Here is a 22,725-nt window from a genome sequence, read left to right as displayed (position 1 = left end):
CTGAGCCCATCGATCGGCTTTAACGCTCCGACCGCAAGGCCGGAGCGTTTCTTATGAGCAGGACCAAGCGATGCGCCTCTTCGTCGGCCTCGGCAATCCCGGATCCCGCTACGCCAGGAACCGCCACAATATCGGATTCATGGCTGTGGACGAGATCGCGCGCGCCCATAACGCCGGTCCTTGGCGCAAGCGCTTCCACGCGGAAGCGGCCGACGCGGTGATCGGCGGCGAGAAGGTGCTGCTGATCAAGCCGCAGACCTACATGAACCTGTCGGGACAGGCTGTGGGAGAAGCGCAGAACTTCTTCAAGATCCCGCTGCATGACGTAACGGTCTTCTATGACGAGCTCGACCTGCCGCCGGCAAAGCTGCGCGTGAAGATCGGCGGCGGCAATGCGGGCCATAACGGTCTGCGCTCGATCTCGGCCCATTGCGGCAACGATTATCGCCGCGTGCGGCTCGGCATCGGCCATCCGGGCCACAAGGCGCTGGTGCAGAGCCACGTGCTGGGCGATTTCGGAAAGAGCGAAGAGGCCTGGGTCGATGACCTATGCCGGATCATCGCGGACAGTGCCGCCCTTCTCGCCAAGGGTGAGGATGGCAGCTTTCAGAACAAGGTGCACCTCGCCATGGAGGCGAGAGGCTGGACGGACGTGAAGCGGCCTGGAGAAAAGGCTGCTGAAGGCAAGAACAACGCCGGCTAGAAGCTGGCTATCACAAGGAGTGAGGCCATGGGCTTCAAAATGGGCATCGTCGGCCTGCCGAATGTAGGCAAGTCCACCCTCTTCAACGCCTTGACGCAGACGGCTGCAGCGCAGGCCGCCAATTACCCGTTCTGCACCATCGAGCCGAATGTCGGCGACGTGGCGGTGCCGGACGACCGGCTGGACCAGCTGGCTGCCATCGCCAGCTCGGCGCAGATCATTCCGACCCGCCTCACCTTCGTGGACATCGCCGGCCTCGTGCGCGGCGCCTCCCGCGGCGAAGGCCTGGGCAACCAGTTCCTCGCCAACATCCGCGAGGTCGATGCCATCGCCCATGTGGTGCGCTGCTTCGAGGACACGGACATTACGCACGTGGAAGGCAAGATCGACCCGATCGCCGATATCGAGACGATCGAGACTGAGCTTATGCTGGCCGACCTCGACAGCCTCGAGAAGCGCGTCACGGCTCTCGAGAAGAAGGCCAAGGGCAACGACAAGGAGGCGAAGGAAACCCTCGACCTCGTTAACCGCACCCTGCCCCTGCTGCGCGAGGGCAAGCCGGCCCGCGTTGTGGAACGAAAGACCGAGGAAGAGCGCCTGTTCCAGATGCTGGGCCTCCTCTCCTCCAAACCCGTTCTCTACGTGTGCAACGTGGAGGAGGGCTCCGCCGACCAGGGCAATGCCTTCTCGGCCAAGGTCTTTGAGCGGGCAAAGGAAGAAGGCGCAAAAGCGGTTGTCGTCTCGGCCAAGATCGAAAGCGAGATCGCCGTTCTGCCGCCCGATGAGCAGAAGGACTATCTCGATGCCGTCGGGCTGGTGGAACCGGGCCTCAACAGGGTGATCCGCGCCGGTTATGAACTGCTTGGCCTCATCACCTATTTCACCGTCGGCCCGAAGGAAGCCCGCGCCTGGACGATCACCAAGGGCACCAAGGCTCCCGGCGCCGCCGGCGTGATCCACACGGATTTCGAGAAGGGCTTCATCCGCGCCGAGACCATCGCTTATGCGGATTATACCTCGCTGAAGGGCGAGGCCGGTGCGCGCGATGCGGGCAAGCTGCGGTTGGAGGGCAAGGAATACACCGTACAGGACGGCGACGTGATGCACTTCCGGTTCAATACCTAAAACTGTCGGAATCCTGAACGCAGGCTTTTTCGCCCGTTCAGGACCATGATGCGACAAAGCCTGCATGGAGGGTGCTTCATGCAGGCTTTTTTCGAGACTTTCTTTTCTCCCGGCCTTGGCAGCGCCGAGTTCTTCGTTGGCGTTCTCATGGCCTGCGGCTTTCTCATGATCGGCATTTCGTCCCTGCTACCCAAGAGGGGTAATGACGAGCTTGAGTGGTGGGAACGCTAACGTAAGCCTTACGGCAGCGGCAGGGCCTTCGGTCCGATGCCGAGTCCGATCTGCAGGCTCTCCGCGATGCGCCCTGCCCGGTCTACGAAGAATGCCGCTACATCCGGCTCGCAGATCTCTTTCGCCGTCTGCTCGAACAATGCCAGCCAACGCGCAAAAAGCTCGGGCTTAAGGCCCATGCCCATATGGGCCGCCTGAGGTTTGCCCTGGTAGCGGCCTGTCCTCAGGGCAATCGAGGACCAGAAATCCACCATCAGGGCCAGATGCTGGCTCCAGCGGCCGGAAAGCGCGCTGTGAAAGATCGGCCCGAGTTCCGGGTCTCGGATCACCCGGTCATAGAAGGTTTCCACGAGCTCGCGGATTATCGCTTCCGTCACACCTTCAGTCGGGCTGATGCGCCCTGTGGCCGAATGCGCCAAAGTGGATCTCCTCAAACGAAAGGGATGGAGCATCATTCTCCATCCCGTTCGGTTATTCCTTGTGAAAGATCAAGCCGGGCCATGCTCTGCCGAGCCCCGTGAACGCTCCAGCCCGTGACTGTACGCCCGACCATGGGCGTGACGAGGGGAAATACCAGTAACGCCGATACCGATCCGGAGTTACATATTGGTCAGGGTGGCCGGGATCGACTGTGGGGCGGCACTGACGATCTGCGGCCGCAGAGGGATCGATCCCGAACCTTGAGCGTTGACCCTAGGTGTTTTCCAATGTCGACTTATGAAGCTTCACCATCGCCACGACTGGAATCTCTCCCCCTCCGAGGCCATCGCCCTGCAGCAGGAGCTGCGCCGGGAGGTGATCTCCGACCATCGCATCGATCTCGACAGGGTTGAACTGGTAGCAGGCGTCGATGTGAGCGTGAAGAACGAGCAGTCGCAGGCTGCCATCGTGGTGGTGACCTATCCCGGCTTCCTGCCGGTGGAAACGGTGCTGGCACAACGGCCGACGCCCTTCCCCTATGTGCCGGGCCTTCTTAGCTTTCGCGAAGGGCCGGTGCTTGAAGAGGCCTTCGAGAAGCTGAAATCCGAGCCGGACGTCTTCCTTTTCGACGGCATGGGGATCGCCCACCCGCGTCGCATCGGCATCGCCAGCCATATGGGCCTGTGGCTGCAGCGCCCGACCATCGGCTGCGGCAAGACGCTTCTGTGCGGGCGCTATAAGGACCTCGGCGAAGAAAAAGGCTCCGCCGTCCCGCTCATCGACCGCAAAGAGACCATCGGCGTGGCGCTTCGCACCCGCACGGCCAAGAACCCCATGTTCATCTCCCCCGGCCACCTCGCCGACATCCCGACTGCCGCCGAGCTCGTCCTGCGCTGCTCCCCCAAATACCGCCTGCCCGAGCCGATCCGCTTGGCGCACAACGCGGCGGGGCAGTTTTTGCCGTAAGCGCCCTCGCCGCTGCTGACCGCCTCGTTCCCCGCGGGCATCGCGCCCGCATTCCATCTCGTGGAACGCCGCGAACCTGCACGAAAGCGACGCTACGTCAATAAACCTACCTGTTCAGAGAGTTGCCGCGCGCAAGCCCGTTGGCGAGAGATAGAGGCAAGAAACCTTATTTCAGAAGGAGCAATGGGATGGCGCGGTCCTTTCTCTATACAGATACAGTCTCCTGGGAAGAACTCTTCTCGGGCGCATTCACGATTGCCTCATCATCAGACACTTCTTTCATCGTGAATAAGACGATCAACGGCATTAATTGCAGCATAGCTTACACCGGCAGTGCATTGCTTGGCGACAATCCAGTCATAAACGAGGTCTTGGTAACAAATCGGCAGACCGGTACGCACTTGGCGAGCATCGTAAGATACTGGGAAGGCGAAAACGACCTCGATATCACCCGATCAATCCAAGACTTGCAGAGCGGTGGATTTGCCTCGTTTGCGCACCTCATGGCCAGTGAAGACTGGAGCGTCCAAATTGGCTCAGATCAAGGAGACATCATTATAGGTGTTTCATCCGAGTTTGAGAGCCTCAATGGCAGGGCCGGCAATGACACCCTGACTGGCGGCGTGGGCGACGACATGATGTCGGGCGACGAAGGCTTTGATTACGCATCTTATGAGACTGCCAGCGCAGGTGTCTTTGCGTCAATGGACGACTGGCCGGATCGCAACACCGGAGAGGCATACAATGACCGCTTCTATAGTGTCGAAGGGCTGATCGGTTCTGCTCACAATGATCATTTCATTGGCGACCGTTTTGGGAACCATCTGCTGGGCGGGGATGGCAACGATACGTTAGGCGGAAGCCGTTTTCCCTCCATAGATCCCGATGACGACACTCTCGATGGCGGTTCGGATATCGATACCGCGCAGTTCCTCTTCAACCGAGCAGACTACGACATCGTCCATGTCGGCGGCGGCTATTGGCGTGTGACCAATCGCACAGCAGAGCGGGACTGGACCTCTTTGATCACCAATATCGAATTCCTGCAATTCGCCGATGGAGTCATCCCGGCACCAACCGGTCCGGGGCCTATCTACGGCACTCCTAACGCGGATACGATTACCGGCACATCTGGCGCGGACACGATCTATGGATACGGTCGGGACTCTACCACGGACGTCGGCGACACCCTCAACGGCGCCGGTGGCAACGACACCATTTACGGTGGCGCCGGCAACGATACTGTAGATGGTGGCACTCACAACGATCATCTGTATGGCGATGCCGATAACGATGATATATCCGGCAATGCAGGAAATGACACCATCTATGGCGGCACTGGGGACGATACCCTCTTCGGGGGCCAGGATGACGATCGTCTGTATGGAGATGCAGGCAACGATACTCTGGCTGGAGACTCAGGCGCAGATACGCTTGAAGGCGGTTCGGGCAATGACATCTATTACGTCGATAGTAATGACTCGATTATCGAAACGTCCACTACCGACAACGATGAAGTGCGCGCTGAGGTTTCTTTCACCTTACAGGCGGGACAAGCCATCGAAAAGCTTAGCCTCTCGGGTAGCGCTGACATCGATCTGACTGGCAACGAAGTCTCTCAGACACTCGTCGGGAATCTTGGCGATAACCGTCTCGACGGCGGCTCGGGTCAGGACTCGCTGCGTGGCGGAGGCGGCAACGACACCTATGTCGTGGATGGGGACGACACAATCATTGAGACGCTGAATGGAGGTCGGGATACGGTCCAGTCTAAGCTAGACTTCAGCCTTGAGAACCATCAGTTCCTTGAGGACCTGGTCCTGCTCCAGGGCGCTACGAAGGGTACCGGAAACGGTCTTGACAATGACATTACCGGCAATGACGCCGCCAACACGCTCGACGGCGGCTCGGGTCAGGACTCGCTGCGGGGCGGAGGCGGCAACGATACGTATTGGATCGACAGTGCTGGAGACGAAATCTTCGAAGACGATGGCAAGGGAACGGATACACTGATTGCAAGCGTGTCCTACGATCTCACCGATGCGGCCCATGTGGAGATCCTCCAGGCCGCGGATGGCACTACTACGATCGATCTGACTGGCAACCAAAACGCCAACATCCTACGCGGTAACAAGGGCAAAAACATCCTTAACGGCGAAGGCGGAAACGATACAGTCGTTCTCACGGGGAAACTCTCCGACTACACCGTCGAGCGGGGCCTGGGCGGCGCGATCATCATAACCGAAAAGGACAACAAGAATGACCAGGATGCGATCTACAACGTAGAGTTCTTCCAGTTCTCCGATCGTACGGTCAGCTCCGACGGATTGCTCAATACACCTCCCAGCGGTCTCAAGCTGGAAGGGGATGCGGTGTATGAGAACAGCGAGAAGGGGCAATTCATTGGCAACTTCTCTGTCACGGACAACTCCGGCGACACGCACACGTTTGCTCTCACCAACAGCGCGGGCGGTCGGTTCTCGATTGATCCGGATGGCACGCTTCGCGTCGCCGATGGCGTCAGGCTCGACTATGAGCAGTCGACGCTGCACACCATTGAGGTGACGGCTACAGATTCATTCGGCGAGAGCATTACCAGGAGCTTCGTGATCCGGATCCAGGACTCCCTTGATGAGCGGGCAACCGGCAGTGCCGGCGCTGACGTGATGAAGGGAGGAAATGGCAGCGATTCCTTCAATGGGCTTGCCGGAAACGACCGCATCGAAGCGGGCCTCGGCAACGATACGCTGATGGGCGGTTCCGAAAACGACACGCTCGATGCAGGCGGCAGCAACGATCGTTTGAGCGGTGAAACAGGTAATGATTGGCTGCTCGGCGGGCTCGGCAACGATACGGCCGAAGGCGGCTCCGGAAATGACATGCTCAATGGCGGCGCCGGCAATGATCAACTTATTGGCGGGCTCGGCAAGGATACCCTCACCGGCAGCACGGGTCGCGATGTGTTCGCCTTCGACGACCGGGAGACGGGCTCTTCCAAAAGCAAGGCCGACTACATCACCGACTTCTCGGGGCGCGCCGGCGATCGCATCGACCTGAAGCTGGTCGATGCCGACACCAAGAAGGGAGGAGACCAGAGGTTCTCGTTCATCGGCAAGGAAGCGTTCACCAAGGCCGGACAGGTGCGTTATGAGAAGACGAAGAAGGAAACTTACGTCTATCTCAACACGGACAGCGACAAGGCTGCCGAAGCCGTGATCAAGCTGAAAGGCTCGATCGACCTCAGCAAGGGCTGGTTCGTGCTCTGACCTTCCAGACACGGTCGCATTCAAGGGGACGGGTATCACCCGTCCCCTTTCTCGTTTCTCAGGCCATGCGGGCGACGGACCAGGGTTGCAGGGGCGGGTCTCCCAACGGAGCGCCCATTGTGCTAGGGCAGGCCTCGACAAGGGATTGCTCATGCGCACGTTCGAAGATCTGCCGGTCGGCTTTGCTCAAACCCTCGGGCCCCTCCATGTGTCGAAGGACGATATCCTGGCCTTCGCGCGCGAATACGATGCCCAACCGTTCCATGTGGACGAGGTTGCGGCCAAGGACAGCTTCGTCGGCACCCTGATCGCCTCGGGATGGCATACGTGCAGCCTCAACATGCGGCTTGTGGCCGATGGGCTGCTTCTGGACTCCTCCGCCATGGGGGCCCCGGGCATCGAGGAGGTAAAATGGGTGAGGCCTGTGAGGCCCGGCGATACCCTTCGCTCGCATGTGAAGGTTCTGGAAAGCCGGATTTCCAAGAGCAGGCCCAAACTCGGCCTCGTGCAGTTGCACTTCGACATGGTCAATCATGACGACGAGACGGTGCTGACGCAGACCAACTGGGTGATGTTCGCAACCCGTGATGCCGAGCCGTTCACGGGTGGAGCCCTCTCAACCAACACCCAGTCCGGGTCCAGCAACAATCTCCACCGGGGGATCCCGCCAATCTCCTCCAATGCCTATTTCGAAGATCTTGTGATCGGCGAGACGGAAGAACTGGGCTCCTACACCTTCCTGCCGGACGACATCATAGGATTCGCGAAGCAGTACGACCCTCAGCCGTTCCATGTGGATGCGGAAGCCGCCAAGAACAGCCTGTTCGGCGCGCTCTGCGCCTCCGGCTGGCATACGGCGAGCGTGTGGATGAAGCATATGGTCGGCCATCGCGACCGGATTCGTGCTTATGCGCTTGCCCACGGCCAGCGCCCGGCCCGGCTCGGCCCCTCCCCGGGCTTCTCGAACCTGAAATGGATCAAGCCCGTTTATGCGGGCGATACGATCATCTACCGCACGACTGTGACGGCCAAGCGCCCGTCCGCGTCCCGCCCAGAATGGGGCTTGGTGTTCCACCACAACACAGGGACGAACCAGAACGGCGAGGAGGTCTTCGCCTTCGACGGCATGGTGTTCTGGGAAAGGCGAGGCTGACTGTTCTTTCCAGCATCATCGCCGCATATGCGGCGATGATGCTGTCGTATCAATGCCCCTTAAAGCTCACAAGGCTGCGCACCTCGACGCCGAGATCGCGCAGCCTCGAGGCGCCGCCGAGATCAGGCAGGTCGATGATGAAGCAAGCGGCCACGATATTGGCTCCCATCTGGCGCAGGAGCTTGGTGGCGGCCACCGCCGTGCCGCCGGTGGCGATGAGGTCGTCGACGAGAATCACCCGCTCGTCCTGACCGATGGCGTCCGTGTGGATCTCCATCTCATCGACGCCGTATTCCAGCGAATAGGCGATCCGCACGGTCTCGTGGGGCAGCTTGCCCTTCTTGCGGATCGGCACGAAGCCCGAGGAGAGCTGGTGGGCGATGGCACCGCCCAGGATGAAGCCCCGCGCCTCGATGCCCGCCACCTTGTCGATCCGGCCGCCCGCGAAAGGATGCACGAGCTCGTCCACGGAGCGCCGGAAGGCCCGCGCGTTGCCCAGCAGGGTCGTGATGTCCCGGAACACGACGCCCGGCTTCGGATAATCCGGGATCGATCGGATCGCGGCCTTCAGGTCGGTGAGGAGACGCTGGTCCATGGGTTCAAGCCTGCTTGTGGAATTATGCTTGTGAGGGGTTTAGCACCCGCCTTGCCACCGCATCCAACTTTTTCAGCAATTCCGGATCGCGGGCGGAGGGCGCCGTCATGATGGCGCCATCGAGCGCCCGGTCGGAACCGGCCGGGCACGGCTCGTGCTCGGCCGGGAAATCGCGGGCCACACGGGCGACGAGGCGCGCGACCTTGGCGGCGTTCTGCTGCGCCACGGCCACCACGGAGGCTACGTCCACATGGTCGTGCTCAGGATGCCAGCAATCGTAGTCCGTCACCATGGCGATGGTCGCATAAGTGATCTCGGCCTCGCGAGCGAGCTTGGCCTCGGGCATCGCCGTCATGCCGATCACATCGTAGCCGAGCCCCTTGTAGGTGATCGACTCGGCGTAAGTTGAAAATTGCGGCCCCTCGATGCAGACGAGGGTGCCGCCGAGCGCAAACGGGATGTCCTCGGCCAAAGCCGCATCGGCGATACGCTGGCGCAGCAGAGGGCCCACGGGGTGAGCCATGGGCACATGGGCGACGCAACCTTGGCTGAAGAAGGAGTTCTCGCGCTTGCGGGTGCGGTCCACATACTGGTCCACCAGCACGAAGAAGCCCGGATGGTACTCGTCCTTGAACGAGCCGACGGCCGAGACCGAGATCAGGTCGGTGACGCCCGCCCGCTTCATCACGTCGATATTGGCCCGGTAGTTGATGTCGGATGGTGATAGCCGGTGCCCCCGGCCATGCCGGGGCAGGAACGCAATCGTCGTCTCGCCGATGCGGCCGATGCGCAGCACGTCGGAAGGCTCGCCCCACGGAGACGCGACGCGCTCCTCGCGCATGTCCTCAAGGCCCGGCAGATCATAGACTCCCGATCCGCCGATGATGCCCAGAACCGCCTTCGTCATTTTGCCCTCATCTGCCCAGCTGTTGCGCCCTGTCATAACCGAGGATGGCCTACGTCCCAAGCCTCACCTCGCGATCAGCGGGATCGAGGCGATCTCGTCGGTCACGAGACAGGGAAAGAGCGACTCGCGAACGAGCCTGATGCGCGTCACCGGCGCCGTGATGGAGACGGGCAAGCTCTCGACACGCCTGACCACATCGTCCGGAATGGCGGCTCCCGTCGGGTAGCGGGCCAAGGTCGTGTGGATCAGATCGTAGAAGATCGGCTTATGACCGGGCGGCGGCGGGATGTCGCTGACGATCCGATCCCGAATGGCACCGATCAAGCCGCTTGCCTCGGTCGCAGTCGCGATTATGGCGGTATCTGTAACCTTGAGCCGGGTGAAGCGCAGTTCCAAGGGCTGATGCCCGGTGCAGAGATCCTTCAAGAGGCTCTGGCTTTGACGGGCGATGCCCTGCCAGTACGCGTCCTTGTCGAAGGACCCCTTCACCGGAACCAGCGGATAGATGGTAACATGCAGCCCGTGCTTGGGGCCTACATGCAAAGGCTCGGGCCAGCGCTCGACGATGGCCCGCTGCACCTCCTCGAAGGCTTCGCGGGTTTCAGGCTGAAGGCTCGGCTGAACGTGATAGGCGAGGCAGGGCAGCCCCCAGATGTCGTCGGCGATCGTCTGCAGCATGGGCACCGAGATAGGGCTGCTTCCAAGATGTATCATCTGACAAGAAAAAGGCCCCGGAACCCGGGGCCTTGATCGTTGGTTCTTAGGGGTTGTGCGTCATCGGCGGTGTAGCGTGGCCTTCGACCTCGCCGCCCACCCGGGCCCAAACCTTCTTCTTGGTGAAGTAAAGTAGGCCTGCGAGCACGATCAGGAACAGCATGACCTGGAAGCCAAGGCGCTTGCGGGCCTCGAGATGGGGCTCCGCACTCCAAGTGAGGAAGGCCGTCACGTCGCGGGCATACTGCTCGACCGTCTCTGGAACCTGAGGCTGGCCGGCTTCGTTTTTCGGGTACTCGACCTGGCCGTCGCTGAGCGGCTTCGGCATCGCGATTACGTGGCCCGGATAGTAGTGATTGTAGTGACCGCCGGCAGGCACCGTGAAGCCCGCAGGAGCCTCCTCGTAGCCGTTGAGCAGAGCTGTGACGTAATCGGCGCCGTTTTCCGAATACTGGCGGAACACGTCGGTGATCCACCAGGGGAAGCCGCGCTCGTAGGTACGGGCCTTGGCCATCAGCGACAGATCCGGCGGAGCCTTGCCGCCGTTGGCTGCAGCCGCCGCGTTCTCGTTCGGGAACGGGGACGGGAAGCGGTCGGCCGCACGGCCGGGACGCTCGAACATGTCGCCGGCCTCGTTCGGGCCGTCCTGGATCTTGTACTCGGCTGCAAGCGCACGAACCTGAGCCTCGGAGAACTCCGGGCCGCCGGGCTGCGCCAGATTGCGGAACGCCACGTAGCTCAGGCCATGGCAGGAGGCGCAAACCTCCCGGTAGACCTTGAAGCCGCGCTGGAGCTGGGCCCGGTCGAAGGTGCCGAACGGCCCCTGGAAGCTCCACTTGAGCTGCGGCGGGACCGGAGTCTCGCCGGCAGCGAAGGCCGGAGCGTGGAGGCCGAGAACGGCCGCAGCGATGAGAAGGGTACGCTTCATCATGATGTTTTCCTCAACGCTTCCGTTCAGCCCTTGGACTGCGGCTCGGCATTGGCGCCGGCCGGCATGCCAGCCCCGCCCTTCTGCACGCCCATGACGGATTCGAGGATCGAATTTGGCAGCGGCAGCGGACGCTCGACGAAGCCGAGCACCGGAAGGACGATCAGGAAGTGGGCGAAGTAGTAGACTGTGCAGATCTGGGACGCGATCACGTACCAGCCTTCCGCCGGGCGGGAGCCCAGCCAGCCGAGCACGAGGCAGACGCCTACGAAGACCCAGAAGAACTGCTTGTAGAGGGGGCGGTAGGCGGTGGAGCGCACCTTCGAGGTGTCGAGCCAGGGCATGAACACCCAGATCACGATGGCCGCGCCCATGGCGATGACGCCGCCGAGCTTGTCGGGGATGGCGCGCAGGATCGCGTAGAACGGCAGGAAATACCACTCCGGCACGATGTGGGACGGCGTCACGGCCGGATTCGCCGGGATATAGTTGTCCGCATGGCCGAGATAGTTCGGCATGTAGAACACCCAATAGGCGAAGAAGACCATGAACACGACGACAGCGAAGATGTCCTTGATCGTGGCATAGGGCGTGAAGGGAACCGCGTCCTTGCCCGACTTGATCGGGATCCCGGTCGGGTTGTTCTGGCCCGGAACGTGCAGAGCCCAGATGTGAAGGGCGACGACGCCCGCGATCATGAAGGGCAGCAGGTAGTGCAGGGAGAAGAAGCGGTTGAGCGTCGGGTTGCCCACCGAATAGCCGCCCCAGAGGTAGCTGACGATGGTCTCGCCGACGAGCGGGATCGCCGAGAACAGGTTGGTGATCACGGTGGCGCCCCAGAAGCTCATCTGGCCCCAGGGAAGCACGTAGCCCATGAAGGCGGTGGCCATCATGAGGATGAAGATGATCACGCCGAGGATGTACAGAACCTCGCGGGGCGCCTTGTAGGAGCCGTAGTAGAAGTTCCGGAAGATATGGATGTAGACGGCGATGAAGAACATCGACGCGCCGTTGGCATGCAGGTAGCGGATCAGCCAGCCATAGTTCACGTCGCGCATGATGTGTTCGACGGACTGGAACGCCATGGCGGCATTCGGCGTGTAGTACATCGCCAGGAACACGCCGGTCACGATCTGCGCGACGAGCATGAAGGCCAGGATGGCGCCGAAGGTCCAGAAATAGGTCAGGTTCCTCGGCACCGGGAAGGCGACGAAGGACGAATGGACAAGACCCGCGACCGGCAGGCGGCTCTCGAACCACCGGCCGAAGGCGCTCTTGGGAACGTATGTTGTGGGATGCTGGCTCATGTGTATCGCCTGATCGTCGCTTAGGTTACGCCGTGGCTTCTTGGCCGATGATGACCTTCGTGTCGGACTCGAAGGCATAAGGCGGGATCGGCAGATTGATGGGTGCCGGACCGCCGCGGACGCGGCCGGAAGTGTCGAACACCGAGCCGTGGCAGGGGCAGAACCATCCGTGATACTCGCCCTGCTGACCGAGCGGGACGCAGCCGAGATGTGTGCAGTTGCCGTAGACCACGAGCCACTGCGACTTGCCGTCCTTCACGCGGGCCGCGTCGGGCTGCGGATCGCGCAGCGATGCGACGTTCACATCCTGAGCGGCCTTGATCTCGTCCGGGGTGCGGTGGCGGATGAAGATTAGCTTGCCGCGCCAGAAGACTTTCACGATCTGGCCTTCGGCAATGGGGGTCAGGTCGACCTCGACGGGCGCGCCGGCAGCCACCGTCGCCGCGTCGGGCGCCAGGGACTGGACGAAGGGCCACACCAGGGTGGCTCCGCCGATCGCGGCGGCTGCGCCCGTGGCGATATAGAGGAAATCGCGCCGTGTCGGCTCAGCGACATGAGTGGTGGTCTCGGCCACTTGGCTCTCCAGCATTGGTCAAAAAACGAGAACCGCGCATCGGCAATGCATTGGAAACCCAAGCATTCGGCTCACGCATTCCGATATGGAACACGACAACGCGCGCGCAATGCGACTGGGAGTCGCCGCGCGGTGGCTCTTTGGCACGGTCAAGCCCGCCTGTCCATAGCCGGATTGGAGTTGTTCCAGCCTGTGCCTCAAAATGCCGCCGACCCATGAGCCCACAAGGCGCTCCCTTGACGGCGGGGCGCGTTGCCACGATGACGAAGCCATGCCCCGTCTTGCCATCTACCAGCCGGACATCCCGCAGAACACCGGCACCATGCTGCGCCTTGCAGCCTGCCTCGGCGTTCCGGTCGAGATCATCGAACCTGCGGCCTTTGACGTTTCCGACCGCAATCTGCGCCGCTCCGGCATGGACTACCTCAGCCATGCAACGATCAACCGACACATCTCCTGGCGGGCCTTCGAAGCATGGCGGCAGGAGACCGGAGGGCGTCTCGTCCTCGCCACCACCAAGGGGGCGATCCCCTATGCGGATTTCATTTACCAGCCCGATGACATCATCTTGGTCGGCCGGGAATCCGCGGGCGTGCCGGAAGAGGTTCATGCAGCGGCCGATGCGAGGATCCTGATCCCCATGCAGCCCGGCATGCGGTCGCTCAACGTGGCCGTGACCGCCGCCATGATCCTGGGCGAGGCCCTGCGGCAGACCCGTTCGTTCCCCAATCCCGCCCCTTCCGAGATGTGAGGCCAGACCTGATGACCGATCAAGCCGCCGTCGCGCGCCTGCAGACCGAAGCCCCTGTCTGGTTTGCGCTGCTGCGCGACCGCATCTGCACCGCTTTCGAGGCGCTGGAGGACGAGGTGACGGCCCCCCTCCCCCCGGAAGCCGCGGAGCCCGGCCGCTTCGTGCGCACGCCCTGGGAACGCAAGGATCACAGCGGCATTCCCGGCGGCGGAGGCGTCATGTCGATGATGAAGGGCCGCGTGTTCGAGAAGGTGGGCGTCCACGTCTCGACCGTCCACGGCGAATTCGCGCCCGAGTTTCGCGGCCAGATCCCAGGTTCCGACCAGGACCCACGCTTCTGGGCCGGCGGCATATCGCTCATTGCCCATCCCTGGAATCCAAACGTGCCGACCGTTCACATGAACACCCGCTTTGTCGTCACCACGAAGCCTTGGTTCGGCGGCGGGGCGGACCTCACCCCCGTGCTCGAAAGACGGCGCACGCAGGAAGACCCGGACACAATCCTGTTCCATGGAGCCATGGAACAGGCCTGCAGCGCCCACGCGCCGGAAGGATCTTATGAGAAATACAAGAAATGGTGCGACGAGTACTTCTTCCTGAAGCACCGCAACGAGCCGCGCGGCATCGGCGGCATCTTTTACGACTATCACTGGACCGAAAACCCGGACGAGGATTTCGCCTTCACACGCAATGTGGGCGAGGCCTTCCTCAAGGTCTATCCCGAGATCGTCCGCCGCAACGTCAGCAAGCCCTGGACGGAAGAAGATCGGGTCGAGCAGCAGGTCCGGCGCGGACGCTATGTGGAGTTCAACCTGCTCTACGACCGGGGCACCATCTTCGGCCTGAAGACCGGCGGCAACATCGCCTCGATCCTGTCCTCCATGCCGCCGACGGTGAGGTGGCCTTAAAACAAGAACTCGTCATCCCGGACGAGCGGAGCGAGATCCGGGATGACGCGGGTGGGCGGCGTGTCAAAAAGCCAGCACCTTGGGGCCTGCAGCCGTTGGGCTGCGAGCCTGAAGGTGGATCGAGGGAGGCGTGGCGGGCAGCCCGGCTCGATGGGTGTGGGAAATGTGAGAGCCAAGCTGCTCGTCACGCGCGGTTTGTTTCAGCGGACCTGGATCAAGCCAGGATCGGCCACCCGCGATCACAGGCGTGCGAGGCCTGCGGCGGGACCGCTCCTCGCCCCACTCTTGCGACGCCTCGCGAGCGCGCCCCTCGTCGGGCGAGGATGTCCCCAGCTATAGCCCAGCTTAGGAGAATTGTCAAGAACAAAATAAGAACATTGATCTTCCTCTCTCCTCCCTACGGGAGAGGGAAAACCTGCACTCTCTTCTGCACGGTATCCCGGATCTGCACTTCATTCCGTCCAAGACGACGGCAACCTAAGCCTACTTCAGCACCCGATTGAGCAACTTCCTCGCATAGGCTTCATCCGTGCGGCATCCCTCGGCCAGCCAAGCCTGCCGGGCACGGGCGAGCATCTCGCCGATCTTTGGGCCCTTCGGAACGCCGCCCTCGACGAAGTCAGCCCCACGCAGGGGGAAGATCGGCACGGGCTCGGCGCCGTTACGGTAGCGCGCAAGCGCATCGCGGGCGTCCTGATGAACAATCGGAGCCGGCTCCCCGGCTGTCGCGGCGAGAACCACTCCGAGAGCCTCGGGCTCGTGATCCGCCACCAGGCGGCGGATGGTTGCGACATCGAGCGGCAGGGCCCAGGTCTTGAGAAGGCTGAGAAGCCTGGAATAGGCGACGAGCTCCCTGTGCTCGTTATTGGACAGCCGAAGCTGTTCCCGCAGGCGTTCCGCATCTTCCTCCACCATCACGGCAAGGGCAGCAAGACGCCAGATCGCGACAGGGTTGTCCTGGTCATCGGCGGCCACGCGCCTGAAGCGGCCAAATTCGGTGACGCCACCGAGAAGCCCGGTGAGGAAACCGTGATCCCCGAGAATGCGGATCGTCTCCGTGGCCCGCTTCGCGACGAGAAGTTTGAGAAATTCGTGCCGGATCCTCTCCTTCGACAGGATGGTGAGCCCTTGCCGCTCGGCTCCCGAGGCGGCTAGGCCCTCGGCATCGGGTTCGCCTTGCGCATATTCCGCATGGAAGCGGAAGAACCGCATGATGCGAAGGTAATCCTCGCGGATCCTGGTACGGGCCTCGCCGATGAAGCGCACCCGCCGGGCGGCGAGATCCGCCTCGCCTCCGGTATAATCGTAAAGATGCCCGTCGATCCCGAGGGACAGGGCATTAATGGTGAAATCCCGCCTTCTGGCATCGCGCACGAAATCGTGTCCGAAATGCACTACGGCATGACGGCCGTCGGTTTCCACATCCTCGCGCAGGGTAGTGATTTCGAAGGGCTCACCGTTGACGATTACAGTGATCGTGCCGTGTTCGATCCCTGTGGGCACCGCCTTGAACCCGGCCCGCTTCGCCCGCGCCATGATAGCGTCGGGCAGCATAGTCGTGGTGCAATCCACTTCGGTCACGGGGTGTCCGAGCAGGGCATTGCGCACGGCGCCGCCCACAATGCGTGTCTCCTCAGCCGCGTCATTGAAAACCTCAAGAAGGCGGCGCAGTTCAGGGCGCTGGAGAAGGCTCGTCAGCGCCTGTCGATTCAAGGTTTCCGTCACTGAAAATGTCCCGGAACGACGCGACCGTTCTCCATATGCGTCGGCACATAGGCGCCTGTCTGGCGCTCCTCGAGGAGGGCTGTCACGATCAGCGAAATGACCACGAAGCCCAAGCCCGCAATCGTGAGCCAGGCGGACTGGCTGCTCCAGTGCGACCAGAGCAGCGGATTGCGCCGACGAATGACCAGGTAGGCGCCGAAAAGGACAAAGGGCAGCAGGAACAGCACCAAACCCTGAATGACTGCCCGCGTCATGAACCGTAGAGCCTCTCATAAAGGTTGCGGATGATGCCCGCCGTCACGCCCCAGATGTAGCGCCCCTGATAGGGCATTGCATAGTAGCGGCGCAGCCTTCCTTTCCATTCCCGGGAATGAAGCTCGTGGCGCGCGGGATCCATGAGGAAGCTGAGCGGCACCTCGAAGGCGTCGGCCACCTCCTCGTGATTGATGGCCAACGTGTAGGAGGGCGAGACCCGGGCCACCACGGGCATCACGAGATAATTCGTCGTGGACAGATAGGGATCGAGGTAGCCGAGCGGGCTGATGAAGCGGCTGTCGAGGCCGATCTCTTCCTGGGCCTCGCGGCAGGCGGCGTCCAGGACCGAGGCATCGGTCGGATCGACCCGGCCGCCGGGAAAGGCGATCTGTCCCGAGTGCTGGCGCAGATGCGCGGCGCGTTCGGTCAGAAGCAGCATCGGCTCGTCGCGCATGACCACAGGCACCAGAACTGCGGCAGGCTTCGGCGTGAGCGGATAGGCCAGCGGCACATCGTCGAGGCTGTGATCGCCGCGCGGGTTCGCCAGGGCCTCCTCCGCATGCGGCGGTTCAGGCCGCAGCCGCTCGGTCGCCAGGGTCAGGAAGTCTGGCTCATCATGGGGAGCAAGGCGCATCAAGCGAGGCCCAATTCGGACGCGGGAGCGATGGGGAAGAAGGTGCCGCCTGCATGAATACCGAACGTCGCCGCCCCATCGACGGTCTTTTCCACGCCCATGGCAATCAGGTCGAGGGCCAGGCTTCGCGTCACGAGAGCCCACAATTCCCCGCGGACTTTCATGTAAGGCTTGATGCCGCCATTCGCGTCCTGCTCGAACCGGAGTGGATGATCCAGCCCGACCTGAACGAGATCGTCCACATTGGTGCGGAACGCGATCTGTCGGCTCTCCCCCTCACCCTCCACGGCCATCTCGACGGCCAGGAAAGGCGCGTCCTCCACCGTAATCCCGACGCGCTCCACTGGGGTGACGAGCACGTACCGTTCAGGGTCCTTGCGCAGGACCGTCGAAAACAGCTTCACGAGACCGGGCCGATTGATGGGTGAGCCCATGTAATGCCACGTTCCGTCGGCCGCGATGCGCATGTCAATCTCGCCGCAATAGGCCGGGTTCCAGCGCTCGACCGGAGGCGGGCCTTTGCGCTTTGAATCGGGCCCGAGCGCTTCCGTCAGGCGGGCCAGGGCGCTTCCGGGGGTGAGAGGCGTGGGATCGGTCATGACGCAAGCGTGAACATGTTTTTCACTTTTCGGGATCGACGAACGGCGGCCGATGGTTACTTCCTAGAGCATAGAGTCCTCGGCTGTCTCGTCCACTCCACTCGGGTTCTGTGCTGCGGCGCATCGACCCTTGCTTATCGACCAGGATCAAAGGCAGACTAGCTAACGGGGGCACATGGGTATGAGAGGGAGAATGACCTCATGACGGCCAGCATTGCTCAAGCGCCCACCGCCTTGGACGACGCGATCATCCGCAACGCGGAGGCAACGCTTGAGACAGTAGGCCGGGCCCGGGAGGCCATTCACAGCGTCATCTTCGGCCAGGAAGACGTGGTGGACCTTACCCTGATCACCCTGCTCGCCGGCGGACACGGCCTCTTGGTGGGCGTTCCGGGCCTCGCGAAAACGAAACTTGTGGACACCTTGGGCACCGTGCTCGGGTTGGACGCCCGCCGCATCCAGTTCACCCCGGACCTGATGCCGTCCGACATCCTAGGGTCAGAGATTCTCGACGAGGGCGCCGACCGGCGCCGCTCCTTCCGGTTCGTGAAAGGGCCGGTCTTCGCGCAGCTTCTCATGGCCGACGAGATCAACCGCGCCAGCCCCCGCACCCAGTCGGCCCTTTTGCAGGCCATGCAGGAGCATCACGTGTCCGTGGGCGGCGAGCGGCACGACCTGCCGAAGCCGTTCCATGTGCTGGCGACGCAGAACCCCATCGAGCAGGAGGGCACCTATCCCCTCCCCGAGGCCCAGCTCGACCGCTTCCTGCTGGAGATCGACGTCGGCTACCCGAGCCGCGAAGCCGAGCGGCGTATCCTGATCGAGACGACGGGTGTGGAGGATCACAAGCCCACCGCCGTCATGAACGCGGAGGCGCTCATGAACGCCCAGCGCCTCGTCCGCCGTCTGCCCGTGGGCGAGAGCGTCGTCGAGGCGATCCTCGATCTCGTGCGCTCGGCCCGTCCGGAAGCGGAACGGATCGAGGGCGTGAGCGACAAGATCCTGTGGGGCCCTGGCCCCCGCGCCAGCCAGGCCCTGATGCTGGCTGTGCGCGCCCGTGCGCTCATCGAGGGCCGGGTGGCGCCCTCGCTGGCCGACGTGGTGGCGCTGGCCGAGCCGGTGCTCAAGCACCGCATGGCGCTCACCTTCTCAGCCCGTGCCGACGGGGACACGATCAGAGGTGTCATCGGCCGGCTTACCGCGCGGCTGGCAGGCTAGGATCATCGCCATGGCCCGTGTCCGGGTCCTCCCCGAAAGCGCCCGTTCGCCGGGCCGCCAAGAGACGGAGAGCGCGCTTTCCCTCGCTCACCGGATGCCGCGTCTCGTGCTGGAAGCCCGGCGGGTGGCGGCCAATCTCGCGCACGGCATTCACGGCCGCCGCCGCGCGGGCATCGGCGAAACCTTCTGGCAGTTCCGCCCCTTCGTGGCCGGCGAGGCCGCGCAGCGGATCGACTGGCGTCGCTCGGGCCGCGACGACCGCCTCTATGTCCGGGAGCGCGAGTGGGAAACGGCCCAGACCGTCTGGTTCTGGATCGACCGCTCCGCCTCCATGGGCTACGCCTCCGACCTCGCTCAGGCGTCCAAGATCGAGCGCGCCATCGTGCTCGGCATGGCGCTCGCCAATTGCTTCGTCGAGGGCGGTGAGAGGGTCGGCATGCTGGGGCTGATGTCGCCGCGTGCGTCCCGGCGCATTGCCGAGACCATGGCCCAGACCCTGGTGGCGGATCGCGCCTCCCTCGAGGAGGACCTGCCCCCGCAGGCGGCTGTGGCGCCGCAGCACGAGGCCATCTTGATCAGTGATTTCCTGTCGCCTGTGCGCGACATCGCCACCATGGTCGAAGGCATCTCGTCCCGCGGGGCGCGCGGGCATCTGGTGATGATCGTCGATCCCGTGGAGGAGACCTTCCCGTTCCAGGGACAGGCGGTTCTGCACGATCTCGAGGACGGCCTGTCGCTCCGGATCGGCGATGCCGCGTCCTGGGGCAAAGCCTATCGCCTGCGGATCGAGCAGCACCGGGCGGAGCTGCAGGAACTGGCCCGGCGCCGCGGCTGGACCTTGACCATCCACCGGACCGACCGGCCTGCGAGCGAAGCGGCGCTTCGCCTCATGACCCTGGTCGCGACCTCCCGCGGCGTTGGTGCAGGAGGGCGCTGAGCGATGCTGGGCCTGCCTCTCACCTTCACCGTTCCACTGGTCCTCACGGCGCTCGCAGCGCTCCCGGCGATCTGGCTGCTCCTTCGCATCACGCCGCCGCAGCCGAAACGCGTGGATTTCCCGCCGCTCAGGATCATGGCGGACCTGCGCCCCGAGCAGGAAATGCCGGCCCGCACGCCCTGGTGGCTCCTGCTCCTGCGGCTGCTGCTCGCCGCCTTCCTCATCCTCGCGGCCTCCGGCCCGATCTGGAACCCCTTGGCCGAGAACAGCAGCCGCTCGCCGCTTCTCATCGTGCTCGACAACGGTTTCGCAGCGGCTCACGACTGGCGCGAGCGCATGAACCTGGCGTTAGAGCGCATCGAGGCGGCTGGGCGCGACGGGCGCACCGTGGCTCTCGTGGCAACAGCCGAGACGCCTGCCGCCATCGAGCCTGCGAGCCCCGCCGCCGCGCTTGAGCGCCTGCGCTCCCTAAAACCCCTGCCGCACCTGCAGGACCGCCAGATGCATCTCGAGTCCGTCAAGCGCTTCATGGAGGCAACGCCGGACGCCAACATCGTCTGGATCAGCGACGGGGTCGCGGGCGTTGACGGGCAAGGCTTCATCGATGGTCTGGCTCCCATGGCCAACGCCCAGCAGATCACCGTCCTCAAGGCGGAGCGTGCTCCCGCCCTTGCGGTTGCCGGCGTGGAAAATGCCGGCGGTCAGCTCAATGTCAGGCTCATCCGTCCTGAACCAAACGGGCGCGATTCCGGCACCGTCCGGGTCCTGGACCTCAAGAGCCTGCCGCTCGCCGATACACGCTTCTCCTTCGAGGCCAATGCCACCGAGACCCACGTGGCCTTCAATCTGCCGACCGAGATCCGCAACTCGATCGCCCGCATCGAGATCCTCGGCGAAGGTTCAGCCGGGGCCGTTCACCTGCTCGACGAGCGCGGCAAGCGCCGCCGCGTCGGCCTCGTGTTCGGCGGCACATCGGATCAGGCGCAGCCTCTCCTCTCGCCGCTCTACTACATCGAGCGGGCGCTCGCGCCCTATTCGGAGATCCGTACGGGTCGCGGCGGCGTGGCAGATTCGGTGAACCAGCTCATCGACGAGCAGGTCTCCGTGCTGGTGCTGGCCGATGTGGGCGGGCTCGACCGCGAGACGCTCGGCAAGGTCACGGCCTTCGTCGAACAGGGCGGCATGTTGCTGCGGTTTGCCGGCTCGCGCCTGTCCGCCGGCAACGACGAACTGGTGCCGGTGCGCCTGCGCCGGGGCGGGCGCAGCCTTGGCGGCACCCTGTCCTGGGATACGCCCAAGACCTTCGCGCCCTTCACCCGCGAGAGCCCCTTCTTCGGGCTCGCCGTGCCGGAAGAAATCGGCATCCGCCGCCAGATCCTCGCGGAGCCCGACGGCGACCTCCCGGCCAAGACCTGGGCGGCTCTGGCCGACGGAACGCCGATCGTCACCGCCGACAAGCGCGGCGACGGGATGATCGTTCTCTTTCACGTGACCGCCGATACCACCTGGTCGAACCTGCCCCTGTCTGGCCTCTTCGTCGACATGCTGCGCCGGACCACGGCTCTCGCGGGCGCGCCGAACGACCTGAACGCGGAATCCCGCAATGCGGAGAACGCGACGGTCGCTCCCCGACTGACGCTTGACGGCTATGGCATCTTCACCCAGCCTCCGGCCAATGCCCGCGCCGTGCCGCGCAACTATGCCGGGCGTGCCAACGGAGAGCATCCGCCGGGCTTCTACGGTTCAGTGGATTCGAGCCTTGCGGTGAATGCGCTCATGCCGGACGATCGTCTCGCTGCGCTCGACTTCGGGCCCCTCAATGCGCGGATCGCGCCGCTTGCCAATGCGCAGACTGTTGATCTGCGCATGCCGCTCTTCATGCTGGCCTTGCTGCTGCTGGTCGCCGACACCCTCGCGTCGCTCTGGCTCGGCGGCCACCTGTCCAATCTCACCGGCCGCCTGCGCCGGGCCGGCGCTGCGGCGGCCATCATTCTCGGCGCATCCCTGCTCCTGAACCCGGCCTCCGATACAAGCGCGCAGGAGCGTCGGTCCTCCATGACGATGGAAAGCTCCAGCCCTGCCCTCGTGACGCGGCTCGCTTACGTGATCACGGGCGACTCGCAGGTGGACGAGACCAGCAAAGCCGGCCTTGCCGGACTGACGCAGGTGCTGAGTCAGCGCACCGCCTTGTCACCGGGCGATCCCATCGGCATCGACCTCTCGCGGGACGAGGTGGCGTTCTATCCGCTGATCTACTGGCCCATCGTCGCCAGCCGGCCCATCCCATCAGAGGCCGCGATCCGGCGTCTCGATGCCTTCATGAAGGGCGGCGGCACCGTCATCTTCGACACGCGCGATGCCTTCGGCAATCGCCTCGACGGCGCGCCCACTGCAGAAGGGCAGTATCTGCGCCGGCTGCTCGCGGGCCTCGACATTCCCGAGATCGAGCCCGTGCCGGCCGATCACGTGCTCACCAAGACTTTCTACATCCTCGACAGCTTCCCCGGCCGGTACGCCACCGGGCAGACCTGGGTCGAGGTTCTGCCGCCGCAAGCGGAGGGTGAGGCCAGCCGCCCGGCCCGCTCGGGCGACGGTGTCTCGCCGATCATCATCACGTCGAACGATCTTGCGGCCGCCTGGGCTGTGGGCCGACGCGGCGAGTGGCTCTATCCCATCGTCGGGAGTGATCAGCGCCAGAGGGAATTCTCGTATCGCAGCGGCGTCAACATCGTCATGTACGCGCTGACCGGCAACTACAAGGCCGACCAGGTGCACGTGCCGGCCCTGCTCGAACGTCTCGGGCAATAGG

General features: G+C 63.5%; 22 protein-coding genes. 11 read left to right on the top strand and 11 right to left on the bottom strand.

The annotated features are described in order from the left end of the window. Positions 1-70 precede the first annotated feature (70 nt). The 3 genes from pth to I2H36_RS14405 all read left to right on the top strand — a co-directional run bounded on the left by pth (position 71) and on the right by I2H36_RS14405 (position 2,059). The gene (pth, locus tag I2H36_RS14415) at positions 71-703 is read left to right on the top strand and encodes an aminoacyl-tRNA hydrolase (protein ID WP_196264587.1); all 633 of its coding nucleotides are present in this window, start codon (positions 71-73) and stop codon (positions 701-703) included. A gap of 27 nt (positions 704-730) precedes the next feature. Continuing rightward, positions 731-1,828, top strand: coding sequence for a redox-regulated ATPase YchF (gene ychF, locus I2H36_RS14410; RefSeq protein WP_196264586.1), 1,098 nt, complete (start codon positions 731-733; stop codon positions 1,826-1,828). A gap of 78 nt (positions 1,829-1,906) precedes the next feature. Beyond that, positions 1,907-2,059 (top strand): hypothetical protein, encoded by a 153-nt coding sequence (locus I2H36_RS14405; protein ID WP_196264585.1) that lies wholly within the window; start codon positions 1,907-1,909, stop codon positions 2,057-2,059. A gap of 8 nt (positions 2,060-2,067) precedes the next feature. On the opposite strand, the gene I2H36_RS14400 is transcribed toward I2H36_RS14405, so the two are convergent. After that, complete coding sequence (locus I2H36_RS14400; protein ID WP_196264584.1) at positions 2,068-2,478, bottom strand: group III truncated hemoglobin; 411 nt, start codon at positions 2,476-2,478, stop codon at positions 2,068-2,070. Positions 2,479-2,776: 298 nt separating this feature from the next. Here I2H36_RS14400 and nfi point away from each other — a divergent pair, with 298 nt between their 5' ends. From nfi to I2H36_RS14385, 3 genes are all read left to right on the top strand, one after another. Continuing rightward, a complete protein-coding gene (gene nfi / locus I2H36_RS14395) occupies positions 2,777-3,445 on the top strand; it encodes a deoxyribonuclease V (RefSeq protein WP_196264583.1) in 669 nt (222 codons plus the stop codon). Positions 3,446-3,633: 188 nt separating this feature from the next. Then, on the top strand, positions 3,634-6,711 hold the full coding sequence (locus I2H36_RS14390; protein ID WP_196264582.1) for a calcium-binding protein: 3,078 nt from the start codon (positions 3,634-3,636) through the stop codon (positions 6,709-6,711). A gap of 151 nt (positions 6,712-6,862) precedes the next feature. Then, positions 6,863-7,864, top strand: a complete 1,002-nt coding sequence (locus I2H36_RS14385) for a MaoC family dehydratase (protein WP_196264581.1) — start codon at positions 6,863-6,865, stop codon at positions 7,862-7,864. A 49-nt stretch (positions 7,865-7,913) separates the two neighbouring features. Here the strand turns inward: I2H36_RS14385 and I2H36_RS14380 are convergent, their stop codons facing one another. The 6 genes from I2H36_RS14380 to petA form a co-directional block, all read right to left on the bottom strand. Beyond that, a complete protein-coding gene (locus I2H36_RS14380; protein WP_196264580.1) occupies positions 7,914-8,459 on the bottom strand; it encodes an adenine phosphoribosyltransferase in 546 nt (181 codons plus the stop codon). A 22-nt stretch (positions 8,460-8,481) separates the two neighbouring features. Then, positions 8,482-9,366: an S-methyl-5'-thioadenosine phosphorylase gene (locus I2H36_RS14375; RefSeq protein ID WP_196264579.1), complete on the bottom strand. Its 885-nt coding sequence runs from the start codon at positions 9,364-9,366 to the stop codon at positions 8,482-8,484. Positions 9,367-9,429: 63 nt separating this feature from the next. Beyond that, the gene (locus I2H36_RS14370) at positions 9,430-10,044 is read right to left on the bottom strand and encodes a 2'-5' RNA ligase family protein (RefSeq protein WP_196264578.1); all 615 of its coding nucleotides are present in this window, start codon (positions 10,042-10,044) and stop codon (positions 9,430-9,432) included. Positions 10,045-10,126: 82 nt separating this feature from the next. Next, a complete protein-coding gene (locus tag I2H36_RS14365; protein ID WP_196264577.1) occupies positions 10,127-11,011 on the bottom strand; it encodes a cytochrome c1 in 885 nt (294 codons plus the stop codon). Between the two features lie 23 nt (positions 11,012-11,034). Further along, a complete protein-coding gene (locus I2H36_RS14360; RefSeq protein ID WP_196264576.1) occupies positions 11,035-12,315 on the bottom strand; it encodes a cytochrome b in 1,281 nt (426 codons plus the stop codon). A 25-nt stretch (positions 12,316-12,340) separates the two neighbouring features. Next, positions 12,341-12,904, bottom strand: coding sequence for a ubiquinol-cytochrome c reductase iron-sulfur subunit (petA, locus tag I2H36_RS14355; RefSeq protein ID WP_196264575.1), 564 nt, complete (start codon positions 12,902-12,904; stop codon positions 12,341-12,343). A 256-nt stretch (positions 12,905-13,160) separates the two neighbouring features. On the opposite strand from petA, the gene I2H36_RS14350 reads away from it, so the two are divergent. Both I2H36_RS14350 and hemF read left to right on the top strand, forming a co-directional pair. Next, a complete protein-coding gene (locus I2H36_RS14350) occupies positions 13,161-13,640 on the top strand; it encodes a tRNA (cytidine(34)-2'-O)-methyltransferase (protein WP_196264574.1) in 480 nt (159 codons plus the stop codon). A gap of 11 nt (positions 13,641-13,651) precedes the next feature. Then, entirely contained in the window at positions 13,652-14,548 is an 897-nt protein-coding gene (gene hemF, locus I2H36_RS14345; protein ID WP_196264573.1) for an oxygen-dependent coproporphyrinogen oxidase, read from the top strand. A gap of 483 nt (positions 14,549-15,031) precedes the next feature. Here hemF and I2H36_RS14340 read toward each other — a convergent pair whose 3' ends face one another. From I2H36_RS14340 to I2H36_RS14325, 4 genes are read right to left on the bottom strand one after another with little or no spacing between them, the layout of a single operon-like run. Further along, positions 15,032-16,273: a CCA tRNA nucleotidyltransferase gene (locus tag I2H36_RS14340; RefSeq protein WP_343234449.1), complete on the bottom strand. Its 1,242-nt coding sequence runs from the start codon at positions 16,271-16,273 to the stop codon at positions 15,032-15,034. Then, positions 16,270-16,527 (bottom strand): DUF6111 family protein, encoded by a 258-nt coding sequence (locus I2H36_RS14335; protein ID WP_196264572.1) that lies wholly within the window; start codon positions 16,525-16,527, stop codon positions 16,270-16,272. Before I2H36_RS14335 ends, I2H36_RS14340 begins: the two co-directional genes overlap by 4 nt. After that, positions 16,524-17,162: a CoA pyrophosphatase gene (locus tag I2H36_RS14330; RefSeq protein WP_196264571.1), complete on the bottom strand. Its 639-nt coding sequence runs from the start codon at positions 17,160-17,162 to the stop codon at positions 16,524-16,526. The genes I2H36_RS14335 and I2H36_RS14330 overlap by 4 nt, the downstream gene beginning before the upstream one ends. Then, positions 17,162-17,761 carry a DUF1285 domain-containing protein gene (locus tag I2H36_RS14325; RefSeq protein WP_196264570.1) on the bottom strand — a complete coding sequence of 200 codons (600 nt, stop codon included), beginning with the start codon at positions 17,759-17,761 and terminating at the stop codon, positions 17,162-17,164. The genes I2H36_RS14330 and I2H36_RS14325 overlap by 1 nt, the downstream gene beginning before the upstream one ends. Before the next feature lie 201 nt (positions 17,762-17,962). Here I2H36_RS14325 and I2H36_RS14320 point away from each other — a divergent pair, with 201 nt between their 5' ends. Genes I2H36_RS14320 through I2H36_RS14310 form a run of 3 tightly spaced genes read left to right on the top strand, consistent with a single transcriptional unit; the run spans position 17,963 to position 22,724 of the window. Next, complete coding sequence (locus I2H36_RS14320; RefSeq protein ID WP_196264569.1) at positions 17,963-18,979, top strand: AAA family ATPase; 1,017 nt, start codon at positions 17,963-17,965, stop codon at positions 18,977-18,979. Positions 18,980-18,989: 10 nt separating this feature from the next. Next, complete coding sequence (locus I2H36_RS14315) at positions 18,990-19,916, top strand: DUF58 domain-containing protein (protein WP_196264568.1); 927 nt, start codon at positions 18,990-18,992, stop codon at positions 19,914-19,916. A 3-nt stretch (positions 19,917-19,919) separates the two neighbouring features. Beyond that, a complete protein-coding gene (locus I2H36_RS14310; protein WP_196264567.1) occupies positions 19,920-22,724 on the top strand; it encodes a DUF4159 domain-containing protein in 2,805 nt (934 codons plus the stop codon). Position 22,725 lies beyond the last annotated feature (1 nt).

The organism is Microvirga terrestris (genome assembly GCF_015694425.1).
Classification (GTDB): domain Bacteria; phylum Pseudomonadota; class Alphaproteobacteria; order Rhizobiales; family Beijerinckiaceae; genus Microvirga; species Microvirga terrestris.
The sequence above is the reverse complement of the archived record's forward strand: the minus strand, read 5'-3'. Positions and strand labels throughout refer to the sequence as shown.